At 67.4% G+C, this 15,903-nt stretch carries 17 protein-coding genes; 13 read left to right on the plus strand and 4 right to left on the minus strand.

The features are described 5' to 3' along the window. The first annotated feature begins 56 nt into the window (after positions 1-56). The 5 genes from trxB to AC3RXZ_RS05860 are packed head-to-tail and all read left to right on the plus strand — an operon-like array spanning position 57 to position 3,860. Positions 57-1,031 carry a thioredoxin-disulfide reductase gene (trxB, locus tag AC3RXZ_RS05840; protein ID WP_491493412.1) on the plus strand — a complete coding sequence of 325 codons (975 nt, stop codon included), beginning with the start codon at positions 57-59 and terminating at the stop codon, positions 1,029-1,031. Continuing rightward, entirely contained in the window at positions 1,028-1,354 is a 327-nt protein-coding gene (gene trxA, locus AC3RXZ_RS05845) for a thioredoxin (RefSeq protein WP_491493413.1), read from the plus strand. The genes trxB and trxA overlap by 4 nt, the downstream gene beginning before the upstream one ends. Further along, complete coding sequence (gene arsB / locus AC3RXZ_RS05850; RefSeq protein WP_491493414.1) at positions 1,351-2,439, plus strand: ACR3 family arsenite efflux transporter; 1,089 nt, start codon at positions 1,351-1,353, stop codon at positions 2,437-2,439. The genes trxA and arsB overlap by 4 nt, the downstream gene beginning before the upstream one ends. Continuing rightward, positions 2,436-3,440, plus strand: a complete 1,005-nt coding sequence (locus tag AC3RXZ_RS05855) for a metalloregulator ArsR/SmtB family transcription factor (RefSeq protein ID WP_491493415.1) — start codon at positions 2,436-2,438, stop codon at positions 3,438-3,440. The genes arsB and AC3RXZ_RS05855 overlap by 4 nt, the downstream gene beginning before the upstream one ends. A gap of 15 nt (positions 3,441-3,455) precedes the next feature. Continuing rightward, positions 3,456-3,860 carry an arsenate reductase ArsC gene (locus AC3RXZ_RS05860; protein WP_491493416.1) on the plus strand — a complete coding sequence of 135 codons (405 nt, stop codon included), beginning with the start codon at positions 3,456-3,458 and terminating at the stop codon, positions 3,858-3,860. Between the two features lie 64 nt (positions 3,861-3,924). Here the strand turns inward: AC3RXZ_RS05860 and AC3RXZ_RS05865 are convergent, their stop codons facing one another. Beyond that, on the minus strand, positions 3,925-5,259 hold the full coding sequence (locus tag AC3RXZ_RS05865) for an NAD(P)-binding domain-containing protein (protein ID WP_243226965.1): 1,335 nt from the start codon (positions 5,257-5,259) through the stop codon (positions 3,925-3,927). Between the two features lie 83 nt (positions 5,260-5,342). Here AC3RXZ_RS05865 and AC3RXZ_RS05870 point away from each other — a divergent pair, with 83 nt between their 5' ends. The 7 genes from AC3RXZ_RS05870 to AC3RXZ_RS05900 all read left to right on the plus strand — a co-directional run bounded on the left by AC3RXZ_RS05870 (position 5,343) and on the right by AC3RXZ_RS05900 (position 10,387). Continuing rightward, entirely contained in the window at positions 5,343-5,684 is a 342-nt protein-coding gene (locus AC3RXZ_RS05870; RefSeq protein ID WP_155048599.1) for an ArsR/SmtB family transcription factor, read from the plus strand. Next, positions 5,684-6,241 carry a GNAT family N-acetyltransferase gene (locus tag AC3RXZ_RS05875; protein ID WP_155048598.1) on the plus strand — a complete coding sequence of 186 codons (558 nt, stop codon included), beginning with the start codon at positions 5,684-5,686 and terminating at the stop codon, positions 6,239-6,241. Before AC3RXZ_RS05870 ends, AC3RXZ_RS05875 begins: the two co-directional genes overlap by 1 nt. 409 nt (positions 6,242-6,650) lie before the next feature. After that, positions 6,651-7,010 (plus strand): Cd(II)/Pb(II)-sensing metalloregulatory transcriptional regulator CmtR, encoded by a 360-nt coding sequence (gene cmtR / locus AC3RXZ_RS05880; RefSeq protein ID WP_491493417.1) that lies wholly within the window; start codon positions 6,651-6,653, stop codon positions 7,008-7,010. Beyond that, positions 7,007-8,923, plus strand: a complete 1,917-nt coding sequence (locus tag AC3RXZ_RS05885) for a heavy metal translocating P-type ATPase (protein ID WP_036297919.1) — start codon at positions 7,007-7,009, stop codon at positions 8,921-8,923. Before cmtR ends, AC3RXZ_RS05885 begins: the two co-directional genes overlap by 4 nt. Further along, positions 8,923-9,531: a cadmium resistance transporter gene (locus AC3RXZ_RS05890; protein WP_036297875.1), complete on the plus strand. Its 609-nt coding sequence runs from the start codon at positions 8,923-8,925 to the stop codon at positions 9,529-9,531. Before AC3RXZ_RS05885 ends, AC3RXZ_RS05890 begins: the two co-directional genes overlap by 1 nt. Further along, positions 9,528-10,058, plus strand: coding sequence for a signal peptidase II (locus AC3RXZ_RS05895; RefSeq protein ID WP_036297873.1), 531 nt, complete (start codon positions 9,528-9,530; stop codon positions 10,056-10,058). The genes AC3RXZ_RS05890 and AC3RXZ_RS05895 overlap by 4 nt, the downstream gene beginning before the upstream one ends. Before the next feature lie 11 nt (positions 10,059-10,069). Further along, complete coding sequence (locus tag AC3RXZ_RS05900; RefSeq protein ID WP_058631820.1) at positions 10,070-10,387, plus strand: hypothetical protein; 318 nt, start codon at positions 10,070-10,072, stop codon at positions 10,385-10,387. Here the strand turns inward: AC3RXZ_RS05900 and AC3RXZ_RS05905 are convergent, their stop codons facing one another. The 3 genes from AC3RXZ_RS05905 to AC3RXZ_RS05915 are packed head-to-tail and all read right to left on the minus strand — an operon-like array spanning position 10,388 to position 13,786. Next, positions 10,388-12,337, minus strand: coding sequence for a site-specific integrase (locus tag AC3RXZ_RS05905; RefSeq protein WP_491493418.1), 1,950 nt, complete (start codon positions 12,335-12,337; stop codon positions 10,388-10,390). Positions 12,338-12,342: 5 nt separating this feature from the next. Further along, complete coding sequence (locus tag AC3RXZ_RS05910; RefSeq protein ID WP_058631822.1) at positions 12,343-12,678, minus strand: helix-turn-helix domain-containing protein; 336 nt, start codon at positions 12,676-12,678, stop codon at positions 12,343-12,345. Next, on the minus strand, positions 12,668-13,786 hold the full coding sequence (locus AC3RXZ_RS05915; protein WP_491493419.1) for a tyrosine-type recombinase/integrase: 1,119 nt from the start codon (positions 13,784-13,786) through the stop codon (positions 12,668-12,670). Before AC3RXZ_RS05915 ends, AC3RXZ_RS05910 begins: the two co-directional genes overlap by 11 nt. Before the next feature lie 750 nt (positions 13,787-14,536). Here AC3RXZ_RS05915 and AC3RXZ_RS05920 point away from each other — a divergent pair. Further along, on the plus strand, positions 14,537-15,877 hold the full coding sequence (locus AC3RXZ_RS05920) for an ApeA N-terminal domain 1-containing protein (protein WP_491493420.1): 1,341 nt from the start codon (positions 14,537-14,539) through the stop codon (positions 15,875-15,877). Positions 15,878-15,903 lie beyond the last annotated feature (26 nt).

The following is a 15,903-nucleotide window of genomic DNA, read 5'->3' on the forward strand; positions in this document are numbered from 1 at the left end:
GGTGACAAAGCCATCGCGAACTCGCGGATTGATTCGATAGATGTCAATATAGAAGCATGTCGAATCAAGAAGTCGAACTGGTCATCGTCGGGTCCGGTCCCGCCGGATACACGGCGGCGGTCTACGCGGCGCGTGCGGGTCTCGCGCCGGTCGTGATCGCGGGCTCGGTGACCGCGGGCGGTGCACTGATGACGACGACCGAGGTGGAGAACTTCCCGGGCTTCGTCGACGGCGTGCAGGGCCCGGAGCTGATGGAGTCGATGCGGGCGCAGGCCGAGCGGTTCGGCGCTCGAATCGTCTACGACGACGCGATCCGCCTCGACCTCGCCGACGACAAGAAGGTTATCGAGACCGGAAATGGCGTCATGTATCGAGCCCGCGCGGTGGTCCTGACGATGGGCTCCGCCTACCGCAAGCTCGGCCTCCCCGAGGAGGAGCGCCTGTCCGGGCACGGAGTGTCATGGTGCGCGACCTGCGACGGGTTCTTCTTCCGCGAGCAGCACATCGTCGTGGTCGGCGGCGGGGACTCCGCGATGGAGGAGGCGCTGTTCCTCACCCGGTTCGCGTCGAAGGTGACCGTCGTGCACCGGCGGGACGAGTTCCGGGCGTCGAAGATCATGGCGCAGCGCGTGCTGAACGACCCGAAGATCGAGGTCGCGTGGAACAGCGAGGTCGCCGCGATCCTCGGCGACGAGCAGGTCACCGGGCTCATACTGCGCGACACGGCCACCGGGGTCGAGCGCACGCTCGACGCGACCGGGGTGTTCGTCGCGATCGGGCACGACCCGCGCTCCGAGCTCGTGACCGGTCAGGTCGACACCGACGCGGATGGTTACGTGCGGGTCGCGCACCCGTCGACGCGGACGAACCTGGTCGGGGTGTTCGCAGCCGGGGACCTGGTCGATCACACGTACCGGCAGGCGATCACCGCCGCGGGAACGGGCTGCGCGGCGGCGCAGGACGCCCAGCACTACCTGTCGAACCTCGCACCCGCCAACGTTTCCGAGTCCGTTCTGGAGGTCTTCGCATGAGCGCCGTCACCCCCGTCACCGACGCCACTTTCCAGGCGGAGGTGCTCGAGTCCGAGTTGCCCGTCGTGGTCGACATCTGGGCGACCTGGTGCGGCCCGTGCAGGGCGATCGCTCCGATCCTGGACCAGCTCGCCGGCGAGTACGCGGGGCGGGTGAAGATCGTCAAGCTGGACGCCGACCAGAACCCCGAGACGGTTGCCGCGGCGGGAGTCACCTCGATCCCGACTCTCGGCTTCTACCGGGACGGGGAACGGGTGGGCGTGCTGATCGGCGCGCATCCGAAGCCGGTCTACATCGCGAAGATCGAGGAGCTGCTCGTATGACCGACACTTTGATCCGCACCGCCCCGAAGCGGCTCTCCACCCTCGACAAGTGGCTGCCGCTGTGGATCGGTCTCGCCATGGTCGCAGGTCTCCTGCTCGGCCGTTTCGTGCCCGCCCTCTCGGACGCGCTGGCCGCGATGGAGGTCGGCGGGATCTCGGTCCCCATCGGACTGGGACTGCTGGTGATGATGTACCCGGTGCTCGCGAAGGTCCGCTACGACAAGGTCGCCGCGGTCACCGGGGACAAGAAGCTCCTCGTCTCCTCGCTCGTCCTGAACTGGCTCGTGGGGCCTGCGGTGATGTTCGCCCTCGCATGGATCTTCTTGCCGGACCTGCCCGAGTACCGGACCGGGCTGATCATCGTGGGTCTCGCGCGCTGCATCGCGATGGTCGTGATCTGGAACGACCTCGCCTGCGGCGACCGCGAGGCCACGGCGGTGCTCGTCGCGATCAACTCGGTCTTCCAGGTCGTGATGTTCTCGGTGCTGGGGTGGTTCTACCTCACGGTGCTGCCCGGCTGGCTGGGCCTGGAAGCGCAGGGCCTGGAGGTCTCCGTCTGGCAGATCGCGCTGAACGTTCTCGTCTTCCTCGGCGTGCCACTGGTGGCGGGCTTCGCGTCGCGATGGATCGGCGAGAAGCGCCATGGCCGCGCCTGGTACGAGGAGAAGTTCCTCCCCGCCGTCGGCCCGTGGGCGCTGTACGGGCTGCTGTTCACGATCGTGCTGCTGTTTGCGCTGCAGGGCGACGCGGTGCTGGCGAAGCCTCTCGACGTGGCGCGGATCGCGCTGCCGTTGCTGGTCTACTTCGGCCTGATGTGGTTCGCGGGGCTGCTGCTCGGCAAGGGCCTCGGTCTCGGCTATGCACGGTCGACGACGCTCGCGTTCACCGCTGCGGGCAACAACTTCGAGCTCGCCATCGCGGTCGCTATCGGCACCTTCGGCGCGGCCTCCGGGCAGGCCCTCGCGGGCGTTGTCGGCCCGCTGATCGAGGTGCCCGTGCTGGTCGGTCTCGTCTACGTCTCGCTCTGGGCCGCGAAGGCCTGGTTTCGCACCGACCCCTACGCTGTCGAATCGAGGATGTCATGACCGATACCGCCGTCATCTCCGACACGGAGGCGTGCGCGCCGTCCGCGACGCATGCCATCGGCACCGAGGCCGCGACAACCGTTGCCGGCGCACTGAAGGCGCTCGCTGATCCGCTGCGGCTGCGGATGCTGTCCGCGATCGCGACTGATCCGCGCGGCGAGTCCTGCGTGTGCGATCTCGCCGAGCTCGCCGAGGTGTCGCAGCCGACGGTCTCGCACCATTTGAGAGTGCTGAAGGAGACCGGGATGCTGTTCTCGGAGCGCCGTGGCACCTGGGTGTACTACCGCATCGCGCCGGGCAAGCAGCGCGCCGTCGCGGCCCTCCTCGACGCGTTCGCTCCCGCCGCAGCCGTCATGGACGAGCCCGAAGACGCGCAGGCGCGGACCAAGGCCTTGCAGCAGATGGACGCCCGCGTGACCCGGCTCGCCGAGGAGCTCGCGGACGAGCTGACCGGGCTGAACCGTGATCTCGTGGTCGCGATCGTGCGCGAGTCCTACGCCGGCCTGGTGCGCTCGGCGAAGCTGACGGCGCACATGATCCCGCTCACCGAGCGGTTCGCCCGGCAGCGCCTGGCCGACCTGACCCGGGACCGGACGGCCGGGGTGCCTCAGGTGCTGTTCGTGTGCGTGCAGAACGCCGGCCGCTCCCAGCTCGCCGCCGCGATCGTCAACCAGCTTGCGGACGGCCGCGTGGTCGCCCGTTCCGCAGGTTCCACCCCGGCGTCGGACGTGCACCCGCACGTGCGTTCTCTGCTCACCGACATCGAGGGCGCGCAGGAGGCCGGGGATGCGTTCCCGAAGCCGCTAACCGACGACGCGGTGCGCGCCGCGGACGTGGTCGTGACGATGGGCTGCGGCGACATCTGCCCGATCATCCCCGGTGTCCGCTACGAGGACTGGGCCGTCGGAGACCCAGCGCTGGCCTCGCCCGAGGGCGTCGCCGCGATCCGCGATGACATCGAGGGCCGCGTCCGCGAGCTCCTCGCTACTCTCACCGACTGACTGAAGGAAACTGCCATGACTGACCAGAAGCCCTCCGTCCTTTTCGTCTGCGTCCACAACGCCGGACGCTCCCAGATGGCCGCCGGCTGGCTCCGCGAGCTCGCCGGTGACCGCGTCGAGGTCCGCTCCGCCGGATCCATGCCCGCTGACCAGATCAACCCCGTCGCCGTCGAGGCGATGCGTGAGGTGGGCATCGACATCACTGCGGAGCAGCCAAAAGTGCTCACCACCGAAGCGGTGCAAGACTCCGATGTCGTGATCACGATGGGCTGCGGCGACGCCTGCCCGTTCTTCCCGGGCAAGCGGTATGAGGACTGGAAGCTCGACGACCCCGCCGGGCAGGGCATCGAGGCGGTTCGTCCCATCCGCGACGAGATCAAGGGCCGCGTCGAGCCCCTTCTCGCCGACCTCCTGGGCTGAGCAGTACCGCACGTGCGAAGGGGCAGGAACCGTCTGGTTCCTGCCCCTTCCTGTTGTCCGCGATTCAGCGGCCAGCTGGTGCCGTGCCGAGCTGGATGAGCTGGGGGCTCGACGCGCAGCACGACCCGGCGGAAGACTCCTGGTCGGGAGCGTCGAACAGGCCGGAGCCTCCGCACACGCCCGTGTCCGGGAGGACGAGGTCCACGCGCTCGGCGGCCTCGCGGTCCCCGGCGATCGCGGCGACGACGCTGCGCACCTGCTCGAACCCGGTCAGGGCGAGGAACGTCGGCGCACGGCCGTAGGACTTCGCGCCCACGATGTAGAAGCCCGGCTCGGGCTGCTCGAGGTCGGCTGCGCCGGTGGCCCGCACGGAGCCGCACGAGTGCACGTTCGGATCGACCTCCGCAGCGATCTTCGACGGTGCCTGCAGGCGCATGTCGAGGTCGAGACGGATCTCGGAGAGGAAGGACAGGTCGGGGCGGAACCCGGTGGCGACGAACACCCGAGCGGCAGGTGCGAGCCGGCGGCCATCTTCTGCCACGAGCGCCGCCTGGCCGCCGTCGATGACGACCCGCTCGGAGCGGAACCCGGTCACGAGATCGACGAGCCCGTCTTCGACGGCCTTCTTCGCCCGCTGGCCCAGCGCGCCGCGCTCGGGCAGCTCGTCGGCGCTGCCGCCGCCGAAGGTGTTGCCGACCGCGCCGCGGCGCAGCACCCAGGTGATCCGCGTCCCCGGCTCACGCTTGGCCACCCTGGACAGGACCCCGATCGTCGTCGCCGCGGAGTGCCCGTTGCCGACCACCACGACGTGCTGGCCCGCCAGGGGGCTGGCGTCCTCGATCGCGGGCATGCGGTGCTCCAGGAGCCCAGCTTCGACCGCTGCCCTCTCACCGAGGGCGGGAAGACCGTCAGCGCCGGCGGGGCTGGGTGTCCGCCAGGTGCCGGAAGCGTCGATCACGGCACTCGCTTCGATCCGCTCCTCGGTGCCGTCGGCGCGCGCGACGTGGACGACGAAGGGCTGCTCGGCGCGGCCCGCGTCGACGGAGAGGTCCCGGCCCTTGCGGCCGACGCCGACCACGCGAGCTCCGTAGCGTACGCGGTCACCGAGGGCGTCGGCGAGGGGCGCGAGGTACTGATCGATCCACTGCGCGCCGGTCGGGTAGCCCTGAGTCGGGGCCGACCACCCGGTGGGCTCCAGCAGGCGTCGCGACGCGGCGTCGGTGAGCTCGGTCCACGGAGAGAACAGGCGGACGTGGCCCCACTCGGCCACCGCGGAGGCAGCCGTGTCGCCGGATTCCAGGACGATCGGGTCGAGCCCGCGCTCGAGCAGGTGAGCGGCGGCGGCCAGTCCCTGCGGACCGGCCCCGATGACGACGACAGGATTCACTGCGACCTCCATGCATTGACGTTCTTCGATGCGTTGACAGGAACGATCCTGTCCTTCATATCGACAGATGTCAATACGTCGGGCAGAATGGAGCCATGAACGCACTGCCCGCCACCATCGCCTCTTCCGCTGGGGCGTGCTGCGCCCCCGGCCAGGCGATGGACGACGGCACGGCCCACGACCTCGCGAAGGTCTTCAAGGCCCTCGGCGACCCGACGCGGGTGAAGCTGCTCTCGATGATCGTCGGCAGCAGCGCCGGCGAGATGTGCGTCTGCGACCTCACGGACCCCGTGGGCCTGTCGCAGCCGACCGTCTCGCACCACATGAAGCTGCTCGTCGAGGCGGAACTGGTCACCAGGGAGCAGCGCGGGAAGTGGGCCTACTACCGGCCTACCACCGGCACGCTCGCCGATGCGGCGAAGGCGCTGCTGGGCTGATGGGAGCGGTCGGGCTCCGGCCGATGGTCGAGACGGACTGGCCCGCGGTCGAGAAGATCTACCGCGCCGGGATCGCGACCGGCCACGCGACGTTCGAATCCGAGCCGCCGCCCTCCTGGGACGTGTTCGCAGCGGGCAAGCAGCCCGGTCTCATGCTCGTCGCGGCGGATGGACCGACGGTCGTCGGCTGGGCGGCCGCAGGCCCCGTCTCCGCCCGCGCCGTGTACCGCGGCGTGGTCGAGCACTCCGTCTACGTCGCGCCGCAGTCGTCGGGCAGAGGCGTCGGGCGTCTCCTGCTGGAGGGGCTGATCAGCGCCGCCGAGCACACGGGCATCTGGACCATCCAGTCCTCGGTATTCCCCGAGAACACGGCCAGCCTCCGCCTCCACGAGCGAGCGGGGTTCCGCCAGGTCGGCCGGCGCGAGCGGATAGCGCTCATGGAGCACGGCCCGCTCGCAGGCCAGTGGCGCGACACCATCCTGCTCGAACGACGCGCGGACGTGACGAGTGTAGGTGCACCTGTTCATAAGCCGGGGGCCGAGCGGAGCCCTGGATAGTCCGTCCAATCGCCGCTGGCGAGACGCGACCATGCGGCTGCGGAGGCGGGGGTGATGCCGAGCAGGTCGGAGACGATCCGCGGGTGCATCCGACGGGTGAGATCGATCAAGGCCGTGGTCCGGGCGCTTCCTGAGCGAAGCCCCTGTTCGCGGAGACGTCGACTGAGCGGGCCGGGTGTGAGATGGAGCCCGGGGTTCCGTGGATCACCACGGACCTCGGATACTCGCAGGCCCCCGTCGTCGTTGTCGACGAGCAGGATCACTGGTCCGGGTTCCAACCCGACGAGATCATACTGGTAGCGCCGACTGTTGTTGAGTTGCGTATTCAGCGGCTTCCGACTCTTCTCCCAATGAATGGTGGGGAACTGATCACCAATGATTGATCAGCGCTTGCTGTATAGTTCAGTACATGCTGACTATTGCTTCGCGCCTCGACGTCATGAACCGGCTCGGCCGGGCCATGGCGGACCCGACGCGCTCCCGGATCTTGATGACTCTGCTGAACGCCCCGAGCTATCCAGCCGTGCTCTCGCGCGAGCTGGAGCTGACCCGCTCGAACGTCTCGAACCACCTGACGTGCCTGCGTGACTGCGGGATCGTGGTCGCCGAGCCTGAGGGTCGCCAGACGCGCTACGAGATCGCTGACCCGCATCTTGCGGCTGCGCTCGTCGCGCTCGTGGATGTGACGCTGGCGGTCGATGAGTACGCGCCGTGTGTGGACTCGTCGTGCACGGTGCCGGGCTGCTGCGGTACAGGGGCGGACGCGTGAGCGCGGCGTGTAGCTGCGAGCACGAGCCTGCCACTGCGGCGGAGGATGAGACCGAAGAGGTGGAGCGGCCCTGGTGGAGGGACCGTGGGATCATGGTGCCGGTCTTCTCCGGTGTCGCGTTCCTGGCTGGTCTGATCCTTGAATGGTCCGGGCTCGAGATCCCGGCGCTCGTACTGTTCTGGATCGGCCTGCTGCTGGGCGCGTCGACGTTCACTCCTGGCGCGATTCGGAAGCTGTTCAAGGGCAAGCTCGGGATCGGGCTGCTGATGACGATCAGCGCGATCGGCGCGGTCATCCTCGGCTATGTGGAGGAGGCCGCTGCTCTGGCGTTCTTGTACTCGATTGCTGAGGCGCTTGAGGACAAGGCGATGGACCGTGCCCGTGGCGGCCTGCGGGCGCTGCTGAAGCTCGTGCCGGAGACGGCGACCGTGCTGCAGAGCGGCGTCTCTGCGCAGGTGCCGGCGAGGGAGTTGACGGTCGGCCAGGTCATGGTGGTCCGCCCGGGCGAACGGATCGCAACCGACGGGATCGTCCGCTCTGGCCGCTCAAGCCTGGACACCTCGGCGATCACCGGGGAGTCGATCCCCGTCGAGGTCGAGCCCGGGGACGCGGTGTCGGCCGGCGCGATTAACAGCTCCGGCGTGCTGGAGGTCGAGGCGACCGCGGCCGGTACCGATAACTCGCTTACGACGATCGTGGAGTTGGTCGAGAAAGCGCAGACGGAGAAGGGCGAGCGTGCGCGTCTCGCGGACCGGATCGCCCGCCCGCTCGTACCCGGTGTGCTGATTCTCGCAGCGCTCGTCGCGATCATTGGGTCACTGCTGGGCGACCCGGAGGTATGGATCACTCGTGCGCTCGTCGTGCTGGTAGCGGCCTCTCCGTGCGCGCTGGCGATCTCGGTGCCGTTGACGGTCGTTGCCGCGATCGGCGCGGCGAGCAAGTTCGGCGTGATCATCAAGTCCGGCGCGGTCTTCGAGCGCTTCGGCACGGTCCGGCACGTCGCGGTCGACAAGACCGGCACCCTGACCCGTAACGAGCCCGCGGTCACCGCGGTCCTCACTGCGAACGGCATTGCCGAGGAGCAGGCGCTGGCTTGGGCGGCGGCTCTGGAGCAGCACAGCACGCATCCCCTTGCGGCGGCGATCACCGCTGCAGCCCCGGGTGTTCCCGTGGCCGCGGATGTGACCGAGCAGGCCGGGCACGGCATCGACGGCACCGTCGATGGCGCTCGTATCACGGTCGGCAGTCCCCGCTGGCTCGACGCCGGCGAGCTCGGCGACCGGGTTGCAGGGCTTGAGGAGCAGGGCATGACTGTCGTGATCGTGCACCGCGACGAGGCACCGGTCGCGGCGATCGGCGTCCGCGACGAGCTGCGTCCGGAAGTCCCCGAGGTGGTCCGCACGCTTGCGGATCAGGGCGTCGGCATGACGATGCTCACCGGGGACAACGCCCGCACCGCTCGTGCGCTGGCTGCGCAGGCCGGGATCGCTGATGTGCGCGCGGAGCTGCGCCCTGAGGACAAGGCGACCGCGATCGGCGAGTTGTCGAAGGCGGGATCGGTCGCGATGATCGGTGACGGCATCAACGACGCCCCGGCCCTGGCGTCCGCGGACATCGGCATCGCGATGGGAGCGACCGGCTCCGATGCGGCGATCGAGTCTGCGGACGTGGCCTTCACGGGTCATGATCTGCGGCTCATCCCGCGGGCGTTCGATCACGCGCGGCGGGGCCGGCGGATCATCAACCAGAACATCATCCTGTCCCTGCTGATCATCACCGCACTGCTCCCGCTCGCGCTCTTCGGGGTCCTGGGGCTCGCGGCTGTCGTCCTGGTCCACGAGGTCGCGGAGGTCATCGTGATCCTCAACGGCCTGCGCGCCGCACGCACCCGCACACCACGAATGGAAAGCTGATGCTCGCAACCATCGGGTCGGCGATCGGCCTGTTCGCGGCGACCAACATCGACGACATCGTCGTGCTCACCGTGCTGTTCCTCGCCTCCAGCCGGGGAAAGCCGCGACCGTGGCAGATCGTCGCAGGCCAGTACCTCGGGTTCATCACACTCGTCGTGATCAGCGTGATCGCCGCGCTCGGTCTCACGATCGTCCCGGACGAATGGGTCGGCTTCCTGGGTCTGATCCCGCTCGGCATCGGCATCTGGACGCTCATTCGCGGCCTGCGCCGTAACGGCGACGACGATGATGACGACTCCAAGATCACCGCGGTCGGACTATGGGGGGTCGCCGGGATCACGATCGCCAACGGGGCCGACAACATCTCCCTCTACACGCCGATCTTCCGCACCAGCTCGCCCGGCGACGTCGCGGTCATGATCGTCGTGTTCCTGATCCTCGTCGCCGTCTGGTGCGCTGCCGGGCGACTGATCGGCACCCACAAGGCCGTCACCGAAACGCTCGAACGTGTCGAGCACTGGCTCGTCCCCGTCGTGTTCATCGGCCTGGGCCTGTTCATCCTCATTGAATCCGGCGTTATCGTCCGTCTCTTCGAGGCCCTCGCATGACCCCGGACACGAATACCGACGTTGAGTCGGCATCGGCGTCGGGAGAGCGTCCGCAGAGAGGACGCTGGCGGCTCACTGCCTGGGCGCTTCTGATCGCCGTGGTCGTCGTCGTGATCGATCAGGGAACGAAAGTGTGGGCCGAGGCCACCCTGTCGGAGCACGAGCGCATCCCGCTGATCGGCGACCTGTTGGGCCTGCAGCTCGCGTACAACCCCGGCGCGGCGTTCTCCTTCGGGGAGAGCTTCACCTGGGTGTTCGCTCTCATCGCCGTCGCGGCCACGGCCACCGCGATCGTGTTCGCGTTCCGGGTCCGACGCCCCGGGTGGGCGATCGTGATCGGTGCGCTCGGCGGGGCCGCTGCTTCGCACGCCGGCGACCGGCTTTTCCGCCAACCAGGATTCGCCCGGGGGCACGTCGTCGACTTCCTCGCCTACGGCAACTGGTTCATCGGGAACCTCGCCGACATCGTGATCGTCACCGCTACGATTGCCGGAGCGCTCCTGATGCTCCGCGGCACCGAGAACTGAGAGGGCCAACCATGGAGATCACCCTGCAGTACTTCGACGGCTGCCCGAACTGGGAAGTACTCGACCGCCGGCTTGCTGAGCTGCTCGACGGTCGATCAGATATCCGCGTCACACGACAGTTGGTCGAGACCGCCGAGGACGCCGAGCGCCTCGGATTCCACGGGTCACCGACCGTCCTCGTCGACGGCGTCGATCCCTTCGCCGACGAGCACACGCCGGTCGGGCTCGCCTGCCGGGTGTTCCGTACCCCTGCCGGGCTGGGAGGCTCTCCGACCGTCGAGCAACTGCGCGAAGCGATTTCCGGCCCGGCTCTGACGGGTGATGCTTGATCAGGGGTGGGTGGAGCGGAGAGCCGGGTAATCGGACCACTCGCCACCGGCGAGACGCGACCATGAGGCAGCGGATGCCGTCGTGATGCCGAGGAGATCCGAGACGATCCGGGGATGCAGTTGCCGGGTGAGCTCGATGAGCGCTGTCGTGCGGGCGCTCCCGGCAAGCAGGCCTTCGGCGCGAAGGCGACGGCTGAGCGGCCCCGGGGTGAGGTGACGGCCCGGGTTCCGGCCGGGGAACAACCACCCTTCAGGATGGCCCTTTGTGGCATCGACGAGCTCGACGATGGCGTCGCCGAGGATCGCGGGGACCTCGATCGGCTCGGCCCCGACGGTGAGCGTCACGGGCCGCGAGCTCGTGTCGACCTGTGCCCGGGTGATCGTGACGATGCGGGTCAGCTGGATCCCGTAGAGCAGCACGAGGAGACCCGCGGCCCGGGTCTTCGGGTCCATGTCGGCATCGGACAGGAACCTGCGGGCCATCTGCCATCGGTGATCAGAGGCGTAGTCTCGCCCCTCGAGGCGATGGGCTCGAAACTCGACCCGAAGGGTGCTCAGCCGGTGTTTTCGCAGCCAGCGAGTGAACGGTGCCAGCGCGTCGCGTTGGCTAGGCGAATCGGTCAGATACGCGTCGAGTAGGCGCTGCGGGAACGTCGCCAGCGTCTCCTGCTGCGCCCGGATCTCCCCGAGGAACGCGGCGCAGTACTTCAGTGCAGCCCTCTGCCTCTGGAAGCCGGAAGCAGGGCTGGACGCGCTGCGCAGTGTCCGAGTGGATCGGAGGAGCTCCCAGGTGCAGTAGCGGCGCAGGATCAGCCGGTCCTCGGGATGGTCGATGCCACCGAGCCAGTCGTTGAGCCAGTGGTCGAAGCGCGTGCCCTCGACGTCGAGCTCCGGCAGCACGCCGGAACGGACCAGCAGTGAGAGGAGGAACGCGACCGACTGTCCCGACCGGGCTCGGGTGATGATCGCCTCGGCGGTGAGCGGCAGGGTCCCGTCCGCGAGCTCGCGGAGCACCATCGCGCACTTGCTCTTGTGCAGCCAGCGTTCGAGCGACGCCGCTTTGCCATGGTGCGTGAGCAGATAGTCAGCAAGCGGGTGGAGATCCTCACGGATCTCTCCCGCATCGTCGGCGAGCAGCTGTTGGATCGCGACGGGCCGGCGGCACTCGACGCAGAGGTGATGTTTGCGGATTTCCTCGATCGAGCCGCATCCAGGGCAGGCCATCGTGATCGGAGTGCCCGCGCAGTCGGCGCAGACCTTCTGGCCATTCATGAACCCGGTGAGGAACACTCTGCGCGCGCACTCGGGACAAGGTTGGGGTCTGCGCATCGCGTAGTAGCAGCGCGCGCATACTCGTCGTCCGTCGAGGTGCGAGGCGACGCGGCCAGGTTCTCCGCAAAGACCACAGGTCTTGATCGGTGCGGTGTAGCAGGCCAGGCAGACGAGTTCCGGGCGACGGACGACGATGGTCGCGTGCTGACCGCACCGCGAGCAGTCGCCGAACGATCGAGGGTCGGCTCGCCAACAGTCACGGCAGAAACGCTGTCCGTCGATGGTGCGCTGCACGGGCCGGACCCGGCCACAGGACGCGCAGGAGACGGACCGGGCCTTCCGCTCGCATCGGGAGCAGTGCCGACCACCGCCCGGCGTCTTGTGGGGCATTCTCACCGCGCGTCCGCAGGACTCACACGTCGGCAACACCACCCGGCTCGCCCCTTCTTTGACCAGCGCATGGGCCAGATTCTGAACGGTCGCTGGCACGTTCGCATGCTGCCCCTCCAGGACTCCGGGCTGCTTGATCAGCGCGAGCTCAAGAAGCCGCTGCGTGAGGGGTACTGGCGCGACCGTATGCACGATCTCAGTGAGTCGCTCGGGAGAGTTCTCGGGAACGAGAGGGCGGACGAGAGCGACGACTTCAGCGACTCGCGGCAGCTGCGGAGGCTTGGCCACCGCGGCTACTTCGTACGCGGCCGACGGATCGCCGCGCGAACAGGACGGAGATCACCGATCGCCCCCCGTGTCGCCTCCTCACCCACCGCCACCGGGGTCGAGGCCTCCCGGCGAGTGATCGTCACGAGATCGTCGAGCGAGCACTCCAGCGCATCGCACAACGCCGCCAACACGTCGAGACGCACCCGCTGGGGCGGCTGAGTCACCAGCCGATACACCTGCTCCCGGGACAGGTCGATGCCGCGCTCTTCGAGTAGGGGTTTCAGTTTGGAGGTCTGGAAGATCCCGCGCGACGCCATCACGCTGCGCAGATTCCAGCCGGTGTCGAGCTCAACGGTCATCAGCTTCTCCTTCGATGAGGGCCTTCAGCGCTTCGGCGCGCACACGGTTCTTGTAGTCCGAGCTGACGGAGGCGTAGATCGAGGTCGTCGAGGCATGCATATGCCCGACCTGCTCTTGGACGAATCGATCGGCGTACCCGAACTCCAGAAGGTGTGTGACATAGGAGTGCCGGAGGCTGTGCAACGTCAGGTCCTTCGACAGGCCGGCTTCATCACGCAACTCTGCGAACCTCCGATCGAGATACCCAGCAGACAGACGCGTGCGGCGCTCGGTCACCCAGAGCGCGTCGAGGTCGTCTCCGGGCGCGAAACGGGCCCGGGCCTGCTCGAGCCATTGCTGCATGCCGGGGACCCACCAGTCGAATTCCGGCACCAGCAGCACCGTGCGACGTCGTGGCGCGCCACCGCCCGCCGCCTTCGCCCATCGCACGTGGACCGCGCCGTAGCGGCCCCACTGGCGCATCTTCGCGTTGTGGTGCAAATCGACGGTATCGAGCATCACCGCCTCAGTGCGGCGCAGACCGAACGCGTAGACCGTCTTCAGCAACTGGGCATCCCGCAACGCGCCGAGCGCACCCTTTCGCCCGGAACTCACGAGCAGCTCGACGCGGGCGTCGGCCGTATCGAACAGGCGCTCGATCTCGTCGTACGTGAACGGGCGACGCTTCCCATGGCCTTCGAACTCGAACCGGTGCGCCACGGTGTTCCACGGCAGGCACACCTGCGAAGGGACCTCCCCAAACTCGCGATCGCAGATCTCCATCCAGTCGTACAACGGGTTCGTGAGGTAGTCACAGAACCCACGGATAGACCCATGGTTGGCGCGCATCGTCGACAACGTCCGAGTGCGACCGCCAGACTGAGCAGTGAACTCATCCACATCCGCGACAGTCCACCTCCAAGGCGGTTTGTCCACGAAATCACGGAACCGTGTCACCGTCGCCGTCCGGTTCCGGATCGTCTGCTCACGGAGCCCGCGCGACAGCTGCTGGTTCCGCCAACCATCGATCATCGCACTGAAAACCTGCGCTTCCGGGTTCGCCAGTGCGACGTTCGATGCTGACGTGATCAGCCGAAGCGCCGCTGGAGAAGCCTCAAAATCTTGCATTAGATGCAACAAAGTATGGGACAGTGCATCACTGTGTCAACCCAGATCTCCGCATCCGCGAGATCACGCTGTTATGGTCGGAACACTTCGACACCGAAGGAGCCGAATAGGTATCGATTGCAAGCACGGACAGTTGCATTCACTGCAACATGCGAGGGTTTCCTATGCGGGTTCCGTGGTACGGATAACGCCGCAAGTCAGGCACGACCAAGCGACGAGGAACTTCTCGTAGTCGAGGATCTCGAAGGCCAACTCGTCGCCGCAGGTCGGGCAGGCCTTCGGGTCGGCTTGCGAGTCACGCATGCTGCCAGCCTAGGGCGGTGGGGCGTCGTCGATCCCTATCCGTGCGCCGGCTCGATGTGGATCCCCATACGGGCACCGCTCAATGAGTGCACCATGACGGGCACTCCCATGAGTGCGTGATCCACCGCGGCTGGCGTGCGATCCAACGGAGGGCTTGCCGCCCGGACAACCATCCTCGGGACAAGCTCGGGAGACACTTGCGACGCTTGGCTGCGGATACTTCTGAGTTCGTCGCCCCGTCCAACCACACCACGATCTCGATTTCCGAGGGCATGTCGGCCTGAGGTCGAAATCGTTCAGCACCTTTCTAGCGGGCCAAGGCCGCGGAGAGCAGGTGTGCTCCGGACCGCAGTGGGATTCGGTTGCGCACGTCAACGGCCGGATTCAAGCTTCCCCAAGACCGTCGACGTCCGGCAAGCTGAGTGTCAGTCAGGGCGAGGAGGCCAAATGGTGAACAAGCTTGAAATGGGGACGCGTCGGGTCGGGGACTTCATCGACTTCGACCCGGACACACCCCAGGTGAAGGTGATCCTCGAGCGCTCGGAGCGAGGGATCAGCATCACACTGCCGTGGTCGGAGCCGGGTAGTCCCTACGCGGCCTGGTTTGTCGGCGATGGATTCATGCAGCCCTCTGTGCTCGAGGGGGAGAAGCCTGCCGAACGGAAGCCCGTCCCGAAGCGGGTCCTCTTCCATGATTCGCATGGCCCGATTCTTCTCACCGGCTGCCGCGCAAAGGGATTCCATGCGAACGTCTGGGGGCCTGGCAGCGGGACGCTCTGGTCACGGGCCGCGATCCTGGGAGTGGACCAGGATGTCGAGTACGACAAGCCCCACGGTCTGAAGACCGAGATCTCCGGTCTCCGGGAGTGGCTTGGCGTCACGTCTTGGAAAGAGACATATACCTGGCCAGACGGCCCAGTCGTCGCTTCATTCATCTCGGTTGACGCCGACAATTTCGAGATCGGTGACGTCGACGGGATCGCGCTGTCATTCGTGCCGGGATGGGCCGTCGTCCCCGAAAGTGGGCGCGATGCTCGCACCCTGAAAGACCTGATGAGGTGCACCACGCGGAGCACCGACCCCAGGCGCTGGCGCGACCACTACGCCAAGCATCGGGCGATTTGCGACCTCCTCGTGCTGTCCCGCTGGTGGAACGAGTCTTGTGTAGAGGTGCTTGCCTACCGCGAGGATGACCCTCGCACGACGCTGGATGGCAAGGAACACGGCGAACAGTGGCGCAACGTCGTGGTGCCTGATGACACGCCGACGGCGCCGCCCAGCGGATACCGCCCCCACATCATCCGGTTCGCCGACCTGCAGGTCGTGGGGATCAAAACTTGGCTTGCCCTGCATGACGAGTTCTCCCGAGCTCTCGATCCCGTGATCACTTGCATCAACCTGAAAGAAGCCGGTGGTCACACTCGGCTCGCGCACACCGGCCCCGGCCTGGAAGCCCTGGGCTACCTGTTGATGATCCGAGATAGCGTCGCGGAGAAGGACGCGGCCCATGCCTCACTGCGCGCGCGCCTGGAACGAATACTCGCCGATCTCGGGGACAGCTTGCCGTTCGATGGAGCGGACTGGGTCGACTCATTCGTCGAGGTATACAACGGGATCAAGCACGCTAACCGCGCGGAGCCCGACATGGTAGACGTGCTCAACGCTTGGCAGCGGGGCGTGCTCGTCGTCCGAGCGTGGGTTGCCGCGGAGCTGGGAGTGCCTTTGGACGAGCTGAAGACCCGCCTCAAAGACGACTCGCAACAGCACGGCTTTGTGAAGGCCACGTAACGTCCGCCGGATCACCAGGGCAGGTC

Source organism: Microbacterium cucumeris (genome assembly GCF_058349845.2).